This window comes from Thermostichus sp. MS-CIW-37 (assembly GCF_054060065.1).
On record NZ_JBSSCV010000001.1, the window covers coordinates 204,685 to 219,907 of the forward strand.

15 protein-coding genes are annotated in these 15,223 nt (G+C 58.5%); 8 read left to right on the forward strand and 7 right to left on the reverse strand.

What is annotated here, in order from left to right; translation table 11 throughout:
• Positions 1 to 49: 49 nt before the first annotated feature.
• Positions 50 to 889: an OmpA family protein gene (locus ACVWYZ_RS00925; RefSeq protein WP_457465523.1), complete on the reverse strand. Its 840-nt coding sequence runs from the start codon at positions 887 to 889 to the stop codon at positions 50 to 52.
• A 454-nt stretch (positions 890 to 1,343) separates the two neighbouring features.
• Positions 1,344 to 2,003, reverse strand: a complete 660-nt coding sequence (locus ACVWYZ_RS00930; protein ID WP_457465525.1) for an XRE family transcriptional regulator — start codon at positions 2,001 to 2,003, stop codon at positions 1,344 to 1,346.
• 404 nt (positions 2,004 to 2,407) lie between these two features.
• Between ACVWYZ_RS00930 and ACVWYZ_RS00935 the strand changes: the two genes are divergently transcribed.
• The 6 genes from ACVWYZ_RS00935 (at position 2,408) to ACVWYZ_RS00960 (ending at position 5,885) form a co-directional block, all read left to right on the forward strand.
• The gene (locus ACVWYZ_RS00935; RefSeq protein WP_011433899.1) at positions 2,408 to 2,656 is read left to right on the forward strand and encodes a hypothetical protein; all 249 of its coding nucleotides are present in this window, start codon (positions 2,408 to 2,410) and stop codon (positions 2,654 to 2,656) included.
• Positions 2,657 to 2,756: 100 nt separating this feature from the next.
• Positions 2,757 to 3,119, forward strand: a complete 363-nt coding sequence (ndhC, locus tag ACVWYZ_RS00940; RefSeq protein ID WP_414424565.1) for a photosynthetic/respiratory NAD(P)H-quinone oxidoreductase subunit C — start codon at positions 2,757 to 2,759, stop codon at positions 3,117 to 3,119.
• A complete protein-coding gene (locus ACVWYZ_RS00945; RefSeq protein ID WP_457465577.1) occupies positions 3,116 to 3,850 on the forward strand; it encodes an NADH dehydrogenase subunit K in 735 nt (244 codons plus the stop codon). Before ndhC ends, ACVWYZ_RS00945 begins: the two co-directional genes overlap by 4 nt.
• Position 3,851: 1 nt before the next feature.
• Entirely contained in the window at positions 3,852 to 4,403 is a 552-nt protein-coding gene (locus tag ACVWYZ_RS00950; protein ID WP_414358109.1) for an NAD(P)H-quinone oxidoreductase subunit J, read from the forward strand.
• A 47-nt stretch (positions 4,404 to 4,450) separates the two neighbouring features.
• A complete protein-coding gene (locus ACVWYZ_RS00955) occupies positions 4,451 to 4,624 on the forward strand; it encodes a hypothetical protein (RefSeq protein ID WP_011433903.1) in 174 nt (57 codons plus the stop codon).
• Positions 4,625 to 4,700: 76 nt separating this feature from the next.
• Positions 4,701 to 5,885 carry a class I SAM-dependent methyltransferase gene (locus ACVWYZ_RS00960; RefSeq protein ID WP_457465528.1) on the forward strand — a complete coding sequence of 395 codons (1,185 nt, stop codon included), beginning with the start codon at positions 4,701 to 4,703 and terminating at the stop codon, positions 5,883 to 5,885.
• A gap of 35 nt (positions 5,886 to 5,920) precedes the next feature.
• Here ACVWYZ_RS00960 and ACVWYZ_RS00965 read toward each other — a convergent pair whose 3' ends face one another.
• Positions 5,921 to 6,790, reverse strand: coding sequence for a hypothetical protein (locus ACVWYZ_RS00965; RefSeq protein ID WP_457465529.1), 870 nt, complete (start codon positions 6,788 to 6,790; stop codon positions 5,921 to 5,923).
• A gap of 584 nt (positions 6,791 to 7,374) precedes the next feature.
• Here ACVWYZ_RS00965 and nagZ point away from each other — a divergent pair.
• Positions 7,375 to 8,889, forward strand: a complete 1,515-nt coding sequence (nagZ, locus tag ACVWYZ_RS00970) for a beta-N-acetylhexosaminidase (protein WP_457465531.1) — start codon at positions 7,375 to 7,377, stop codon at positions 8,887 to 8,889.
• A gap of 21 nt (positions 8,890 to 8,910) precedes the next feature.
• Here the strand turns inward: nagZ and fabD are convergent, their stop codons facing one another.
• The 4 genes from fabD to hmpF all read right to left on the reverse strand — a co-directional run bounded on the left by fabD (position 8,911) and on the right by hmpF (position 13,980).
• Positions 8,911 to 9,777, reverse strand: coding sequence for an ACP S-malonyltransferase (fabD, locus tag ACVWYZ_RS00975; protein ID WP_457406024.1), 867 nt, complete (start codon positions 9,775 to 9,777; stop codon positions 8,911 to 8,913).
• Positions 9,778 to 9,781: 4 nt separating this feature from the next.
• The gene (locus tag ACVWYZ_RS00980; protein WP_457465533.1) at positions 9,782 to 10,783 is read right to left on the reverse strand and encodes a beta-ketoacyl-ACP synthase III; all 1,002 of its coding nucleotides are present in this window, start codon (positions 10,781 to 10,783) and stop codon (positions 9,782 to 9,784) included.
• Positions 10,784 to 10,788: 5 nt separating this feature from the next.
• A complete protein-coding gene (gene plsX, locus ACVWYZ_RS00985; protein ID WP_457465535.1) occupies positions 10,789 to 11,907 on the reverse strand; it encodes a phosphate acyltransferase PlsX in 1,119 nt (372 codons plus the stop codon).
• Positions 11,908 to 12,246: 339 nt separating this feature from the next.
• Complete coding sequence (gene hmpF / locus ACVWYZ_RS00990; protein ID WP_457465537.1) at positions 12,247 to 13,980, reverse strand: pilus motility taxis protein HmpF; 1,734 nt, start codon at positions 13,978 to 13,980, stop codon at positions 12,247 to 12,249.
• Positions 13,981 to 14,263: 283 nt separating this feature from the next.
• Here hmpF and trpC point away from each other — a divergent pair, with 283 nt between their 5' ends.
• Positions 14,264 to 15,184: an indole-3-glycerol phosphate synthase TrpC gene (gene trpC / locus ACVWYZ_RS00995; protein WP_457465539.1), complete on the forward strand. Its 921-nt coding sequence runs from the start codon at positions 14,264 to 14,266 to the stop codon at positions 15,182 to 15,184.
• Positions 15,185 to 15,223: the final 39 nt, after the last annotated feature.

A 15,223-nucleotide genomic window follows, 5' to 3' on the forward strand; every position in this document is an offset into this window, starting at 1 on the left:
AGACCAGAGCTCTGCTAGAACGTGTCATCCCCCACTTTGGGGGGTGCAGCTAGGGAGCGATGACCAAATCCACGCGGCGGTTCCGCTGCCGTCCGGCTTCTGTGTCGTTATCGGCCACCGGCAAGGTGGGGCCAAAGCCAGAGGTTGTCCAACTGATGGGATGGCCTTCCGGCAACAGTTTTATCAAATAGTCCTTAACCGCATTGGCGCGGCGCAGGGAAAGAGCCAAGTTGTAGTTTAAGGGCCCGATGTTATCGGTGTGGCCGTTGACTTGAACGCGAGCGCCGGGCATGGCCTCCAAGGATTTTGCCACCTGGGCCAACAGCGCCGCTGCTTCAGGTCGAATCTCGGCTTTGTCAAAATCGAACAGCAAATCGCCCGGCAGGCTGATGGTTTGGGTTCCCACCTGAAAGGAGGTTGGCGTTGTGGTCGGAGCCGGGGTGGGCGCAGAGGCGCTTTCTGCCCCTGGAGCGATCTCAGCAGCAGTGGAAGATTCCCTGATAGGCTCAGGACCTGTTTGAGAACGCAGCCGTTGCAGCCGCGACTCCAATTCCTCAATTCTGATCAAGAGCTGGATCACCTGCTGGCGGATTTCCCGGATCTCCCCTTCCAGATCCGTGGGGCTCTCGTGATTTTCCTCTGGATCTGCATTTGGATCTGCATTGGCTGTTGGGCTGGCCACCGGAAGATTGGTCTGGGGTGGAGCCAAGGTGGGCAGGATCGGTGGTGTGGGAGAAACGGGTTGAGTGGGAGAGATGTTGGTCTTCGGCTGGGGCTGAGGCTGAGCCTGCTGGGGAAGCACCATCCCAACCCAGATCCCGCTGCTGACCAAGAGGATCCCGCTTAGGGAATGGAGAGCGACTGTTAGGAGCTGGGACGAACGAGCCATTGCAGGCAAACCTGATACATTTACGCTGAACACTGCTGAACATCACTGTTCAACTATGCAGCGATAGCATTCTGTTTGTTTCCATTCGCGTTAGCGGGACGGAGTCCAAACAGAATGGCGGTATCCCGCAAAGCTTTGAGTAGAATACCCAAAGCGCAGTTTCCGTGTCGTCTTACTACCAATTTTCTGCTTTGCTTTGGCTACCATGTTGGCAGACTCGAAAGTAAACAGAAAGATCAACTGGTAGTAATCCGTACTGAACATATTATACATTATTTTCAGTATAGTTGAGCTTATTATTGACTAGAGTCATGCTCCGGCTGGATGGGCGCAGGTAAGGAGCGGGAACTCCTCTCAACTCAACCCTTAAAACCAATCCTAACCGGCGACCCAATCTCGCCAAGGGGATTCTCGGTCGGTCAAGCTGCCACTTTCCGCCATCTGCTGCCAGAGGCTAATCAAAACTGATGCGACCTCGATAACGTCCTATGAGGGTTAAGCCGTTGACGGGATCCGCCAAATCCGCCACAAAGGGGGGAAAGCGGGGGTTGTCGCTGATCACCTTCACCTGGGATCCGGGCAGGCGCTGCAGTCGTTTGACCAACAGATCCCCATCCATCTGAAAGACGTAAATGCCTTCACAGCTTAGATCCCCGCCCTCTTGCCGTTCCACAAAGATCCAGTCGCCATCCTCCAACGTGGGAGACATGCTATCCCCCTGCACCCGAATCAGACTTAGATCGGCAGGGTTTCCCTTCAAGTGCGTCCGCAGCCAGTTTCGCTCAAAAGCAATCACCGATTCGATCGATTCTTCGCGCACCAACACCCCCGCTCCGGCAGAGGCGGCTACATCGACAAAAGGCACATACACATACTCTGCTTTCGCGTCGGGATGCAACTGCGGGGATCCCTCCCCTGTGATCAGCCAACTGAGGTTGACCTGGCCCACTTGGGCAATTTTCACGGCCTTGTCAATGCTGGGCACGGATCCCTTCAGGTAGCTGCGCAAGGCCGTATCGCTAATTCCGGCCCGTCGCCCAAACGCATAAACGGCTTCATCGCCGATCACCTGTCGTAAGCGGTCTGCAAAAGAAGAACCAGAGGAGATGGACATCGGCTTAACGCTACAGGTTGTGTATAGGCAGATTTTTCACCACTATATCTTGACAAGTCAACAACCGGTGCAGCCATTTGGGGAGAATCTTCAACCTGAGCTGACCAAGCGGCAGAAGGGAAATCTCACTTATTGTTAGCAGGCTGGCTGGGGAATCCTACTGGCGCTACCGTGGTTTTGGGTTGTGTTCACAGCGGGTCAGCAGCGGGCCGGCACAGCTTACTCTACCCAAAAAGGTGCACGTGGGATCTTCACCAAGTGCTGGGGTAAGCTACCCTGTCTGTTGAACTTATTCCGGCAGTCTGTCTGGGTGAAAGATGCTGAGATATCGGCATTAGCGGCCCAAAAGGTTCGGTTCCCAGATTGCCTCTGGGTCTACTTCAAGCTGTTCTGCCTCAATCCCTATGGTTTCCTCTGACCTCAAGCGCTGGCTGGATAACTTCCTGATTGCCGTTGTCTTTCTGGTGTTCGCCGGGTTTGTCTGGTTTGTCTTTTCCGTAACCGGGGCTTTTCTTGGGATCCCACTGGGCTACAAACTTTGGATGCGGCTCTGGCTGCCTTTGTTTCAGCCGGCTTTGGGGATCCTGATGGCCGGGGCGGTGGTGAGCGGAGTGTGGGGCTGGCTGGAAAAACGCCGCTCCCAACAATCATGATCATCAATAGAACTGAAGATCCCGTGGCGCAGGGGAGCCCCAGACTGGCTCTATACTGGAAACGTATCTAAATGTTGAGCACCTGAGGCAGTCTGGCGTCGTGTTTGTTCTGTCCGGCTACGAGTATTTGCTGGTTTTTCTAATCGTCTGCTCTCTGCTGCCGGTTTTGGCTCTGGGGGCTTCCGCACTCTTGGCGCCAAAGCGGCGGGGATCCCTGCGGCGCAGCACTTACGAGTCGGGCATGGAGCCGTTTGGGCAAGCCTGGATCCAGTTCAACATTCGCTACTACATGTTCGCGCTGGTCTTCGTCATTTTCGATGTAGAGACGGTGTTCCTCTATCCCTGGGCAGTGGCGTTCCACCGCTTGGGGCTGTTGGCCTTTGTGGAGGCCCTGATTTTCATCGCCATCCTTGTGGTGGGTCTTGTGTACGCCTGGAGAAAAGGAGCATTGGAATGGTCATGACGTCTGAGAAATCGCAAGTCTTGTTTCCGGGGGCTGCCCCCCAGGTGACTACCGACCTCTCCAACAACGTCGTTCTGACGACGGTGAACGACCTGTACAACTGGGCCAAGATGTCCAGCCTCTGGCCGCTGCTCTACGGCACTGCCTGTTGCTTCATCGAGTTTGCTGCCATGCTGGGATCCCGCTTCGACTTCGACCGCTTTGGCCTGCTGCCTCGTTCTTCGCCGCGCACGGCTGATTTGATCATCACGGCAGGTACGGTCACCATGAAAATGGCGCCGGCGTTGGTCAAGCTTTACCAGCAAATGGCTGAGCCGAAGTACGTGATCGCCATGGGGGCCTGCACCATCAGCGGTGGCATGTTCAGCTCCGATTCCTACACGGCAGTGCGGGGGGTGGACAAGCTGATCCCGGTGGATGTGTACATTCCTGGCTGCCCCCCTCGTCCAGAGGCGATCATGGATGCCATTGTCAAGCTGCGCAAGAAGATCGCTGCAGAAGACATGCGGGAGCGGGGCCGTCTGCAACAAACCCACCGCTACTACACGGTCAAGCACAACCTCAAGCCTGTGCCGGAGATCATCACCGGCAAGTATCTGGAGAGCGAGACCCGCCAAGCTCCTCCGCCGGAACTGGCTGCTGCCATCGGCCTGCCGGTGCCCCCGGCTTTGCAAACTGCCGACTTTAAGCAGGCGGAACAGCAGCTCAAAGCCTTGCGAGGAGGGATGTGAGATGGCAGAGGAAAATGCCCGAGAAAAGCAAGCGCCGCCAGCGGTAGGCGAGCAGTCGGAACCCTTGGTGACGTTGGAGCGGGGCCCGGTTTCCCAGTTTCTGGCCGACAACGGCTTCGAGCACCAGTATTTGGGGAGAGACGCAGCGGGGGTAGAGCTGTTGGAGGTGGAGCGGGACTTTCTTCTGCCCCTGTGTACCGCCCTCTATGCCTACGGCTTTAACTACCTGGAGTGCCAGTGCGGGTATGACCTGGGGGCAGGGCAGCCACTGGTCAGCCTTTACCACCTGATCAAGCTGTCAGACGGGGCGGATCGCCCTCAGGAGGTGCGGCTCCAGGTAAAGTTGCCTCGCCACGATCCACGGCTGCCTTCCGTATACTGGATTTGGAAGTCGGCGGATTGGCAGGAACGGGAAACCTACGACATGTACGGCATTGTTTTCGAGGGACACCCGAACCTGAAGCGGATTTTAATGCCGGAAGACTGGATAGGTTGGCCCCTGCGCAAGGACTACATCACGCCTGACTTCTATGAGCTGCAGGATGCCTACTGATTGGGGATCCCTGACTCGGTGAGCAGCGTTGAATAGGATGGGTTGAGATGTGGCCTTTTTTGCTCTTGGCAATCTACGCAGGAGGAGTTTGGTACTCGGCCCGCAAGGCGGATCGCATCTATTCGGGATCTGGGAAGTGGCTGGTATCGGCCCTCTGGCCGGTGCTGCTGCTCTCAAACCGTCAGTTTCGCCAAAATTGGCGTCGTCCCCTGAACAAGTAAGTTGAGTGAGTCTGGATCCCTGGAATCCTCGCCTGTGCTCGCTCCTGAGCAACACCCGCGCAACCCAAGCTTTCCTTTGTCATCACCCCAGGCCACGCAGAAGTTGCAGGAGTTGATCGGCAGCCGCATTCGCGCTCAAGGGCCGGTGACCTTTGCCCAGTTTATGGAGTGGGCTCTCTACGAGCCAGGGTTGGGCTATTACGAGCAGGGATCCCCGATTGGCCCCGACTACCTCACCTCTCCCCACCTGGCGGCGGACTTTGCCCAACTGTTGGCAGAGCAGATCCTTCAGTTCTGGCACATTTTGGGATCCCCCCCTGACTTCAAGGTGATCGAGATGGGGGCGGGCAGCGGTCGCCTGGCCCAGGATTGGCTGACCTACGTGCGCTCCGCTAACCCCCCTTTTTGGCAGGCACTGGAATATGGGATCCTGGAGCGTTCTGCCCACCTGCGGCGGCTCCAACAGGAGCGATTGGCTCCTTTTGGGGAGAAGGTGCGCTGGTTGGATTGGGACGGGATCCCGGATGAGTCGGTCACAGGCTGTTTCTTCTCCAATGAGCTGGTGGATGCTTTTCCGGTGCATCGGGTGCAGGTACAGGATGGGGCTTTGCGAGAAATCTATGTCGATTGCGGCGAGGCTGCAGAAGCCAACTTCCGGGAAGTGCTGGGGGATCTGTCCACCCCTGAGCTAAGAGAGTACTTCGCCCGTCTGGGGATCCCTGTAGAAACTTATCCGTCCGGTTACCAAACCGAGGTGAACCTAAAAGCCTTGGAGTGGCTGCAGCTGCTGGCCCGTAAGCTGCGGCGAGGCTACGTGCTCACCATCGATTATGGCCACACCGCCCAGCGCTACTACAGCCCCCACCGCGCCCAAGGTACGCTCTTGGCCTACCGACAGCACGGCAGCTACACGGATCCCTATGTTCGGGTGGGATCCCAGGATCTCACCGCTCATGTGGACTTTACCACCCTAGAGCAGGTGGGAGAATCTCTGGGGCTAAAATGTCTGGGGTTCACCCGGCAAAGCAGCTTTTTGGTCAACCTGGGATTGACCGAGCGGCTGGCCGCCCTTAGCCAAATGGGGAACCCGGTTGATGGCGAAGCTGTGGATGTGGGCCAGGTTTTGCGGCGGCGACATGCTCTTCACGCGCTGCTGGATCCCATGGGGTTGGGGGGCTTTGGGGTATTGGTGCAGGCCAAGGGCTTGATCCCCTCAGAACACGCTCACCCTCTGCGGGGCTTTGGCGAGCCAGAGCTGTGAACCGTTTCGGTGCTATTGGGATGGGATGTCTGCCCCTACCGGCTACCGTTGCCTTCCATCGATGCCAGTTCTGCCATTGCTCTGGCGCTATCTTCCAGGTTGTCGATTCGCTCCTCGAGGGTTGCAAAGACTTCGTCATATTTGTCGGCCCATGCGACGCCGGCGGCAGTTTTGGTCATGCGGGCCGAGCCAAGAGATACGTCTGAAGATCCTTTCGCGGGCATAGGTGACCGTTTAATGGAGTTACTAGAGCCTGTTGACCGACAAGCCTGGGTTAAGCGGGCAATATCCTGCTTCAGGAGATTCTGTTTTGATTGGAGTTGTTCTACCTTGGCTATGCCCTCCTTAAGGGACTGAATGAGTTTCTGTTTCTTGGCTTGTAAATCTCCAATCGAGGCTTTCAGACTTTGCTCTTCTGCGCGTAACTGAGAAAGCCGTTCTTTTTGAGATTGGATCTGGGTCTCTATCTCCTCAAAATGGAGCTGAGCAGTTTGAGCTTGCGAATGAGCATTCTCATGAGTTTTGGCAGCAGCTTTTCCATTCTGCTGGACTTTTGCCCAATCTTCAAGGGCAGCACGCAGACTGGCCAACTCGTTTTGCAATTGCTGTAGGTCTGAAGGAGTGATTTCGTTTTGCTTCTGTCGATTTTCGAGGTGCTGCAGAAGCTGGATTTTGGCTTTGGCCTCGCTCCCAGATAGAGCAGAAGCCACATAGCCCGTCATCCCCGTGGCCAAACCTGCTGCTCCTGCCTGCCACAGGGATCCTCCCGCCCCAAGGCCACCAATAGCCACCGTAACTCCGGCCAACGCGGGAAAGGCAGTTATCCAAAGCTGGCGGCAGGAGAAAGGCAACATCATCGACCCCAGGGTGGAAGAGGAGATTGTCTTGAAGATTGTTTTGACCATAGGTAATGTTTGGGTAGGTTTTCTCTCACTCACAACTCCTCTTTTTTTAAGGAGAAAGGGGAGCTAGAACCAACACAAAGAACAAAGAACGCCTTAGAGACAATTTTACTGCACTATTTCACTGCACTTCATCACTGCACTTCAAGATGACTCTGGTGTACTGCTGAGGTTACAGTTCTTTACGCCATCCCTCCAGTATGGCCACAACTACAAGTCAATCGCCACTCTAAACCTGCAAGAGCCACTTCAGCTAGAAATTGCAGGAGCCCCGCACTGTACCCGTAGGGTCGGTGTCGGGAGGAATGCTATAATAATACTGCGGACACCAGAAACGGTTGTTTAAGGCACTGGTAACGGTCGATTGGGGGTGCTGTAAACCACCCCAGAGGCTCGTGGTTGGCTTGCTAACTGCAGGGCTACTAAAAGCCCGCTCCGTACCGCCTAGCGGTTGATGTCGGGTAGTTTACGCTCATCCTGACCGGCTTTCTTGGCAGCGACGCCCAAGGACATCTGCTTTGACATGCTCGATAGGACCCCGTCCCGCTGCCGCAGTGGATCCCAGGGCTTGGAGCCTTGAGGAGAAAGTGGGGCAACTGTTTCTGGTTTATTTTGAGGGAGCTGAGTTTTCCTCCGCTCTCGAGGAGATGATCCGGGACTACCACGTGGGCGGGCTGATCTTCTATTCGATTGCCGGCAACATTCAAACGTTGCCTCAGGTGGCCCAGCTTATTGCCGCGGCTCAGGCACAAGCCCTTGTCCCCCTGTGGATAGCCATTGATCAAGAGGGGGGGCCGGTGGTGCGCCTTACCGAGGGGGTGACGGTGTTCCCCAGCGCCATGGCAGTGGCAGCAGCGGGATCCCTGGCAAAGGCGGAAGCTATGGCCCGTGCGGTGGGAACGGAGCTGAAAAGTTTGGGGTTTAACCTCAACTTCGCCCCTGTTGTGGACGTGAACAGCAACCCCCACAACCCCATCATCGGCATCCGAGCCTTTGGGTCAGACCCGAAACAGGTAGCGGACTATGGCCTGGCCCTGTGGCGCGGCTATCGGCAAGCCGGGATCCTCTGTACGCCCAAACATTTTCCCGGCCATGGGGACACCGATATGGATTCCCACCTGGGGTTGCCGCGGGTGGATCGCTCTCTGGAGGCGCTACAGACCACGGAATTGCGCCCGTTTCAGGCTTTGATCCGGGCAGGGGCAGAGGCGGTGATGACGGCGCATGTGGTGATGCCGGCTCTGGGATCCGTGCGACCGGCAACGCTGGCCCCTGAGGTGGTGTCGGGCTGGCTGCGGCAGAGGCTGGGTTTCCAGGGTCTCGTCCTGACGGATTCCCTGACCATGGGGGCCATTGCCCGCACCTACGGCATTCCCGAAGCGGCAGAACTGGCCTTTAGGGCAGGGGCCGATGTGCTGCTGTTTGGGGCAGATCCCGGCTTTAGCCCGGCCATCCAAAAAGAAGCTTATGCCCATCTGCTGCGGGAGTTCCGTGCCGGTCGTTTGTCGGTTGAGCAGTTGGATCGGTCAGTGGAGCGAATTTTGACCTTGAAGCGGCGCTACGGATTGGGATCCCCCTGCCCCCCTTTCCCCCCTTCCACCCTGGAAAGCCACCAGGCGCTGGCCCGCCAAATCGCCCAAGACAGCATCACCCTGGTACGGGGATCCCTGCCTCCCTTGGCCCCTGACCCGCTGCTCATTACCCCTGTGCCTCTTCTGGGGGATCTTTTCCAAAATGTCTGGCCCGGTGCTCAGGTTCTCAAGATCAGCCCAGAGCCTACCCCTGAGGATTTGCAAACAACCCTGCAAGGGGCGTCAAGAGCTGACCAAGTGCTGGTGGGATCCCTTGATCTGTTTCGTTACCCGCTTCAGAAGGAGTTGCTGGCGGACTTACTGGGATCCCTTCCCCCGGAGAAGGTGATTGGGTTGGCCTTGGGATCCCCCTACGACGCCTTTGCCCTGCCCCAGATCCCGGTTTACTTGGCCTGCTACGGCACTACCCCCGTCTCTCTGCAAGCGTTGCTGCAGGTGTTGTTGGGACAGATTCCGGCCCAGGGTCGCTTGCCGGTTGGATCCCACCCGGAGGGATCCTGGTCGCGTTAGCGGAGCTCCATAGCAGATCCCCTAGCTGCTGAGGTTGCTGAAATTGCACCGCGTCAGGGTCGGCACCGTTCGCCTCACCAAGCCCGTCAGCACGTTGCCGGGGCCGATTTCCCACACCTCTTGGATGCCGTCGGCGGCCATCTGCAACACGGTTTCTCGCCAGCGGACAGGGGCAGTCATCTGGGCCAGCAGCGCCTGCTTAAGGGCTTGCGGATCCCGGCTGGCGGTGGCAGTGCAGTTGCTGTAGACGGGCACTCGCGGCGGCTGAAAGTCAACAGCGCGCAAGGTGTGGGCAAACTCCTCGGCAGCAGCCTGCATAAAGGGCGAGTGAAAGGCGCCACTTACCTTGAGGGGAACGGTGCGCTTGGCCTGCAACTGCTCACAGACGGCTTGCACCCCCTCCACTGAGCCGCTGATCACCACCTGATCCGGGCTGTTGTCGTTGGCAAGGGTGACATCGGGGATCATCTGGCACAGGTGCTCCAGCTTGTCGCGGTCAAACCCCATCACTGCCGCCATGCTGCCCGGGGGATCCCCTGCAGCTTCCATCAGTTGGCCCCGCAGCGCCACCAGCCGCAGGCCGGTCTCGAAATCAAACACGCCGGCAGCATAGAGGGCGCTGTATTCTCCCAGGCTGTGGCCGGCAGTGCAGGCAGGAGCCTGACCCTGGGCGTAGAGATAGTCTGTCAACAGGGCCGATACGGTGAACAAAGCCGGTTGCGTGTAGCCGGTCTGGTGGATCTGGTCTTCCGATAAATCTAGGGGATCCCATCCCAACATCTCACGGGCCAAAGCCAACTTCTGGGCTGCTCCCTGCCAGTTCCGCAAGTCCCTTCCCATGCCCACCGCTTGGGATCCCTGGCCGGGATAGATCCAGGCAACGGTCATCAATTCACTTCCCCCAACGAAACACAATCGCCCCCCAGGTGAGGCCGGCACCAAAGCCTGCCATTACCCCCAGATCGCCGGCGCCAAAGCGTCCCTGCTCGATCCAAGTGGCCAAGGCAATTGGCACCGAAGCGCCCGAGGTGTTGCCGTAATACTCTAGGACGCTGGCCACCCGCTGCGGATCCAGCTGCAGGCGCTTGGCTACCGCATCGAGAATGCGCTGGTTGGCCTGATGAATAAAATACCCCTGCACCGCCTCCGCCGGGATCCCGGCCCGGAAGAGAGCCTTCTCGATAACCTCCGGCACCGCCTGGACGGCAAACTTGTACACCTCGCGGCCATTCATGGTGATGGGACAGCAGCGATACTGCCCCACCTGCAGGGATCCCACCAGGGGCTTGGCCTCTGTAGCCATGGACAAGCTGAGTAGCTGGCTGCCACTGCCATCGCTGCGCAGCTCAATGCTGAGGATCCCGCCGGTTTCCCCCGCCTCCAGAACCACCGCCCCGGCCCCATCTCCAAACAAGACACAGGTGGTGCGATCTGCCCAGTCCACCGTACGGGAGAGCACATCCGCCGCCACCACCAAGGCCCGCCGGTACAGCCCGGTTTGCAAAAACTGCGCTGCCGTGGCCACTGCAAAGACAAAGCCCGTGCAGGCTGCCGTCAGATCAAAAGCCACCGCCCGCGTTGCTCCCAGAGCTGCCTGCACCTGAGGGGCCGAGCCAAACCGATCGACGCCGGTGGAAGTGGCCAGCAGGATCAAATCCAGATCTTGTGGCGGGATCCCAGCCCGATCCAGAGCAGCCTTCGCCGCTTGAGCCGCCAAGTCCACCAAACTCAGATGGGGGGGGAGAATGCGTCGTTGGCGGATACCGGTGCGGGGCCAAATCCATTCGTCAGAAGTTGCAACGATCTGGCTGAGGTCGTCGTTGCTCAGGCAGGGATCCGGCAGGGCAGCCCCCACCCCCACCAGCCGCACGGTCGGGAGGCCATTGCTGGGCATGGACACTACCCTTCCACGCAATCCAAGGGCCGCAGAGGCAGCACCTCTGATCGCGACAGCGGGACGGAGTCAGAGGCGGACTGTTCGCGACAGCGGGACGGAGTCCTTAAAGGCCGTTCAGAGCTGGGATTAGACTCGCGAGGATCGGCCATCTCCGCCTGCAGTCGCTGCAGGATTTTTTGCTCCGCCGCTTCTTTGGCCAAACGAATGGCATGGTAAACCATCGCCGCCTTGGAGCTGCCGTGGGTAATCACGCAGATGCCGTTGACTCCGAGCAGCAAAGCGCCGCCATACTCCACGTAGTCCATCCGCCGCTTCACCTGTTTTAGGTTGGGTCGGAGCAGCCAGCAGCCCAACTTGCCGCGCCAACCGCGGGGCAGCTCCTCCCGCAGCACCTGGGTGATCACCTGTCCGACGCTCTCGGCAAACTTGAGGAGGGCATTGCCCACAAAGCCGTCGCACACCACCACATCAAACTCCCCGGTCAGCACATCCCGCCCCTCGGCATTGCCGGCAAAATGGATCCCTGGCAATTGGGCCAGGCGCTGGTGGGTGGCCAGAGCCAAATCGTTTCCCTTGTTGGGCTCCTCGCCGATGTTGAGCAGGCCCACCCGCGGACGCTCGACCCCCAGTACACACTGGCAGTAGAGGGATCCCATACGGGCAAACTGCTCCAAAAAGCGGGGCCGGCAATCTACATTGGCTCCCACATCCAAAAGCAACACCGGCTTGCCTCTTAAAGTGGGCAGAAGAGCACCAATGGCCGGGCGATCGATCCCTGCCAGCCGGCCCAAATGAAGGTAGGCCGCAGCCATCGCTGCTCCGGTATTCCCGGCGGCCACCACAGCATCGGCTTGGTTGGAGCGCACCTGTTGCATTGAGACGTTGATGGAGGCTTTGGGCTTTTTGCGTACCATCAACGGCTCTTCCGCCATGCCCACATCGTCCTCGGCAGGCACGATGGTGATCCCAGCAGGCAAGGGCTGAGGCAAAAAGGGCTTGAGGGACTCTGGACGACCGACCAGCGCAATCCCGACCCGCAGATGCCGATGGGCCAGCAAGGCGCCCTTGATGATCTCTTCGGGAGCGTAGTCGCCCCCCATCGCATCAACCGCAATTCGCACAAGCTGACCTCACACTGGAATATCCTCGGCAACTGCAAGTCAAGCGTCAGGGAAAGTGCAGCGACCTCTGCAGTCCCCCTGCCGGAAAATTGGGAGCCTTAATGGCTGCAGGATGCTACCGAATTGTACCAAAAAACTGGATCTAAAGCCCCGCCCTACCGCTACGCAGTTCCTCGTAAGTGCTGTCGTAGAACCAGAAACCAGAATCCTTGCCCTCTAGAGCGGGGGGTATGTCAACAGATTTGTTTTCCTCAATCAAGGCCGTAGGTTCCGCACCGAGCCCGAAGGGATCCGTTTGCGCTGCTTCTTCCCCACCCTGCATAGGAAACGTGGACTTCCTCACGCCTGCGTGAGGGCAGCCAAGAGAGAGCGTACCTGTTGGACGTGGGCGTGTGCAGTGGAGTTTCTGGCCTGGTGTTGGCCCAGCTCCGTCTCCAACTGCGCCAATTCTCCTGCCAACGCTGCCCACCGATCCCGCTCTGGGTAGAGGGTGGCCTGCAGGTGATTCAGGCGACCCCAGGTTTCTGCCATGGCCTGGGCGCGCGCCCGCAGGGATCCCTCCTCTTGCTCCAGTTGTTGCCACTGCTGCTCCAACTCTTGCCGTTGGCGGGCAAGCTGCTCCTGCTGAGAAGGCAAGGACGATTCCAGTTGTTGAATGAGGGTTTGCAGACGACCTTTTTCTTGGAGAAGATCCTGCTTCTGGCTGCCGATCTGATCCAGAATCGGGCCAATATCGACCAAGGTAGGGGCGGCAGCGGCCTGCCCTTGAAGCTGGCTGAGGCGGGCCTCTTGGCGGGTCAACTCTTCGTATTCCCGCTGTAGGTTTTTCTCCTGAGGCAGCAGAGCTTCTTCGAGGGCGCTGCAAGCAGACTGAGCGTAGTCAATATCCATTTCGATATCGAACCGCTCTTCGGGAGAGGCAGTGGCCAAACGCTCTTGCAGCTCCCGTAGGGCTTGGCGATTTTGCTCCAGCTCGGCCCGCTGCTGGCTAACTTGGGCCGCCCGCTGCTCGTAATCCCGGCGCAGTTGGCTGACCAAAGCCGCCAGCTCCTCGACCGAGATGGGAGGATCCGCGGATCCTGCCCTGCCGTCGTGATGGGCGATGATGAAGTCGTACTCTTGAACCAGGCGATACGTCTGTTGCTGGAGAGTTTCCTGCAAATGCAGGTGGCGGGTGATCTGTTGCAGTTGTTCTTGATAGGCTCGCAGGGATCCCTGCCGAGTTTGCCATTCTGCTTGGCTGTGCTCCAGGGATTGTCGGGATCCCCACCAAGCGGCGCGGCGTTCTTGCCAAGCGCGGTAGTCCCGATCCAGCTCGTCTTGCCGGATCTGGGCCTGCTGACGTTCTGCTTCCAGTTGGGCAATCTGTTGATTCAAGTGCTCCTGCTGCTGCTGAATGTGGCTTTTCAAGCTCTGCAGAAGCGCCAAGGGATCCCCAGCCGGATGTAGAGTCTCCTGGAGCTGCTGCACCAAAGCCTGTAGCTGCGCTGCTTCTGCTTCCCCCAATCGGCTGGAGCGAGCTTCTTGCAATTGAGCTTCCAACTCTTGCCGCTGTCGATTCAGAGCTTCCCGCTGTTCTCCGATCAGCCGCTGTTGTTCGGCCAAGTAAGCTTGCTGGGCTGCCAGCTCCTCTTTGAGGCTGTCCAGGAGTTTGCGATCTTCCTCTACGGCTTTGTATTGCTCGTACAGCCGCTGCACCTCTTCTTCTTGGGCTGCCAGATCCATCTCGCGGCGTTTAAGCTCATGGGCCTGAAAGGTGAGGGACTGTTTCCAAACCTCGATCTCCTCTTCCTGGCTGCGGGCTTTGAGCTGAAGTTGGCTGAAGTTTTGCAGGTAAGTCACCAGTTGGCGAGCAGCTTCGCTGATGCGGGCGACCTGACGGCTGCCGGAGATTTCCGCCAGCACCAATGACCCATCCTTGAAGCGCCCAGCCTCCTGGGCGATGCGGCCTTCCAAAGTAATGGATTCTTCGTTCACGGCCACCCAGGTATTGTCCTGCTGCTGCTTGGCCAGCAATTGCAGAGACGACTTGGCAAATCCAATCGGCTTGGATAGCTCTGCTAGGTACAGCACGCCTGAACTCCTTCAAAACAGCATGGACAACGCCAATCCCAAACCCTAACCCCACCGAGCCCTCGCCCCTGGCTGGGGAACAATGAACGGCTGCCGGAGTAGGGCTCCCCAAGGCGCAAAAGATGGCATCAGACTCTATACCTTACCGCTCTAGACTCAACCATAGGCTAAAAAAAGCACCTTCGCCAGATGAGTTTTGGGGATGTCCGGGGTAGCTATTCAAACCGGTGGCGGAGCACTAAGGTAGTCTAGGGTGTGGTGTAGGGTTCTGCTCAGGGTTTGTATGGAGCTGCAAGGTGAGCCGCTTTCTGTTCGTCGGCGTTCTCCTGCCCCGCCGGTGGTCGTAGCCTCTCAGGTGTACCAGACAACAGCGCCGGAAGCCAAACCGCGCCACATTTTGGAAGAGATCGTCTGGCACAAAGAACAGGAGGTGGAGCGGCAACGGGAGCAGCTTCCCCTGAAGCAATTGCAACGGCAACTGGATCAGGCTCCGCCGGTGCGGGATTTTGTGGCGGCCCTCACCCAGTCGCCTCACCCTATCTCTGTGATTGCCGAGGTCAAAAAAGCCTCCCCCAGCCGCGGCGTTCTCCGGGATCCCTTTGACCCGGTGGCCATTGCCCAGAGCTATGAGGCCGGTGGGGCCAGTTGTCTCTCGGTGCTGACGGATGAGCGGTTCTTTCAGGGCAGTGGCGAGTATCTGCGGCAGATCCGTCAAGCGGCAGGGATCCCCATCCTGTGCAAGGAGTTCATTCTCTACCCCTACCAAATCCTCTGGGCCCGCGCCTTGGGGGCGGATGCGGTGCTCTTGATTGCCGCCATTCTCTCCGATGCGGATTTGGGCTACTTTCTCAAGCTGATTCGGCAATTGGGCATGGCGGCTCTGCTGGAGGTGCACACCTCCCAAGAGTTGCAGCGGGTGCTGCGTTTGCCCCAACTGCAAGAGTCCAGAGGGCAGGTGCTCATTGGCATCAACAATCGCGATCTGAGAACCTTTACGGTGGACTTGAACACAACGCGCGACCTGTTGGCCGCCCACTCGGATCTCCTCGGCGAGCTGCCCATTGTCAGCGAGTCCGGCATCCATACCCCTGCCGATTTGCAGCAGTTGCGGGCCTGGGGGGTGCGCTCTGTGCTCGTGGGGGAAGCTCTGGTGAGACAGCCGGATCCCGGCCAAGCTGTGCGCCACCTGTTGTCATCTCAGTGAATGAGAACCCTCCATCATATGGATCTCTGTTAAGAACAA

Excerpts from the sequence above, each read along its gene's own strand:
- ACVWYZ_RS00965 (WP_457465529.1), bottom strand. The coding sequence starts at position 6,790 with ATGGTCAAAACAATCTTCAAGACAATCTCCTCTTCCACCCTGGGGTCG.
- ACVWYZ_RS00925 (WP_457465523.1), bottom strand. The coding sequence starts at position 889 with ATGGCTCGTTCGTCCCAGCTCCTAACAGTCGCTCTCCATTCCCTAAGC.
- ACVWYZ_RS00945 (WP_457465577.1), top strand. The coding sequence starts at position 3,116 with ATGACGTCTGAGAAATCGCAAGTCTTGTTTCCGGGGGCTGCCCCCCAG.
- ACVWYZ_RS00935 (WP_011433899.1), top strand. The coding sequence starts at position 2,408 with ATGGTTTCCTCTGACCTCAAGCGCTGGCTGGATAACTTCCTGATTGCC.
- ACVWYZ_RS00950 (WP_414358109.1), top strand. The coding sequence starts at position 3,852 with ATGGCAGAGGAAAATGCCCGAGAAAAGCAAGCGCCGCCAGCGGTAGGC.
- ACVWYZ_RS00980 (WP_457465533.1), bottom strand. The coding sequence starts at position 10,783 with ATGCCCAGCAATGGCCTCCCGACCGTGCGGCTGGTGGGGGTGGGGGCT.
- ACVWYZ_RS00930 (WP_457465525.1), bottom strand. The coding sequence starts at position 2,003 with ATGTCCATCTCCTCTGGTTCTTCTTTTGCAGACCGCTTACGACAGGTG.
- fabD (WP_457406024.1), bottom strand. The coding sequence starts at position 9,777 with ATGACCGTTGCCTGGATCTATCCCGGCCAGGGATCCCAAGCGGTGGGC.
- trpC (WP_457465539.1), top strand. The coding sequence starts at position 14,264 with ATGGAGCTGCAAGGTGAGCCGCTTTCTGTTCGTCGGCGTTCTCCTGCC.
- ACVWYZ_RS00955 (WP_011433903.1), top strand. The coding sequence starts at position 4,451 with ATGTGGCCTTTTTTGCTCTTGGCAATCTACGCAGGAGGAGTTTGGTAC.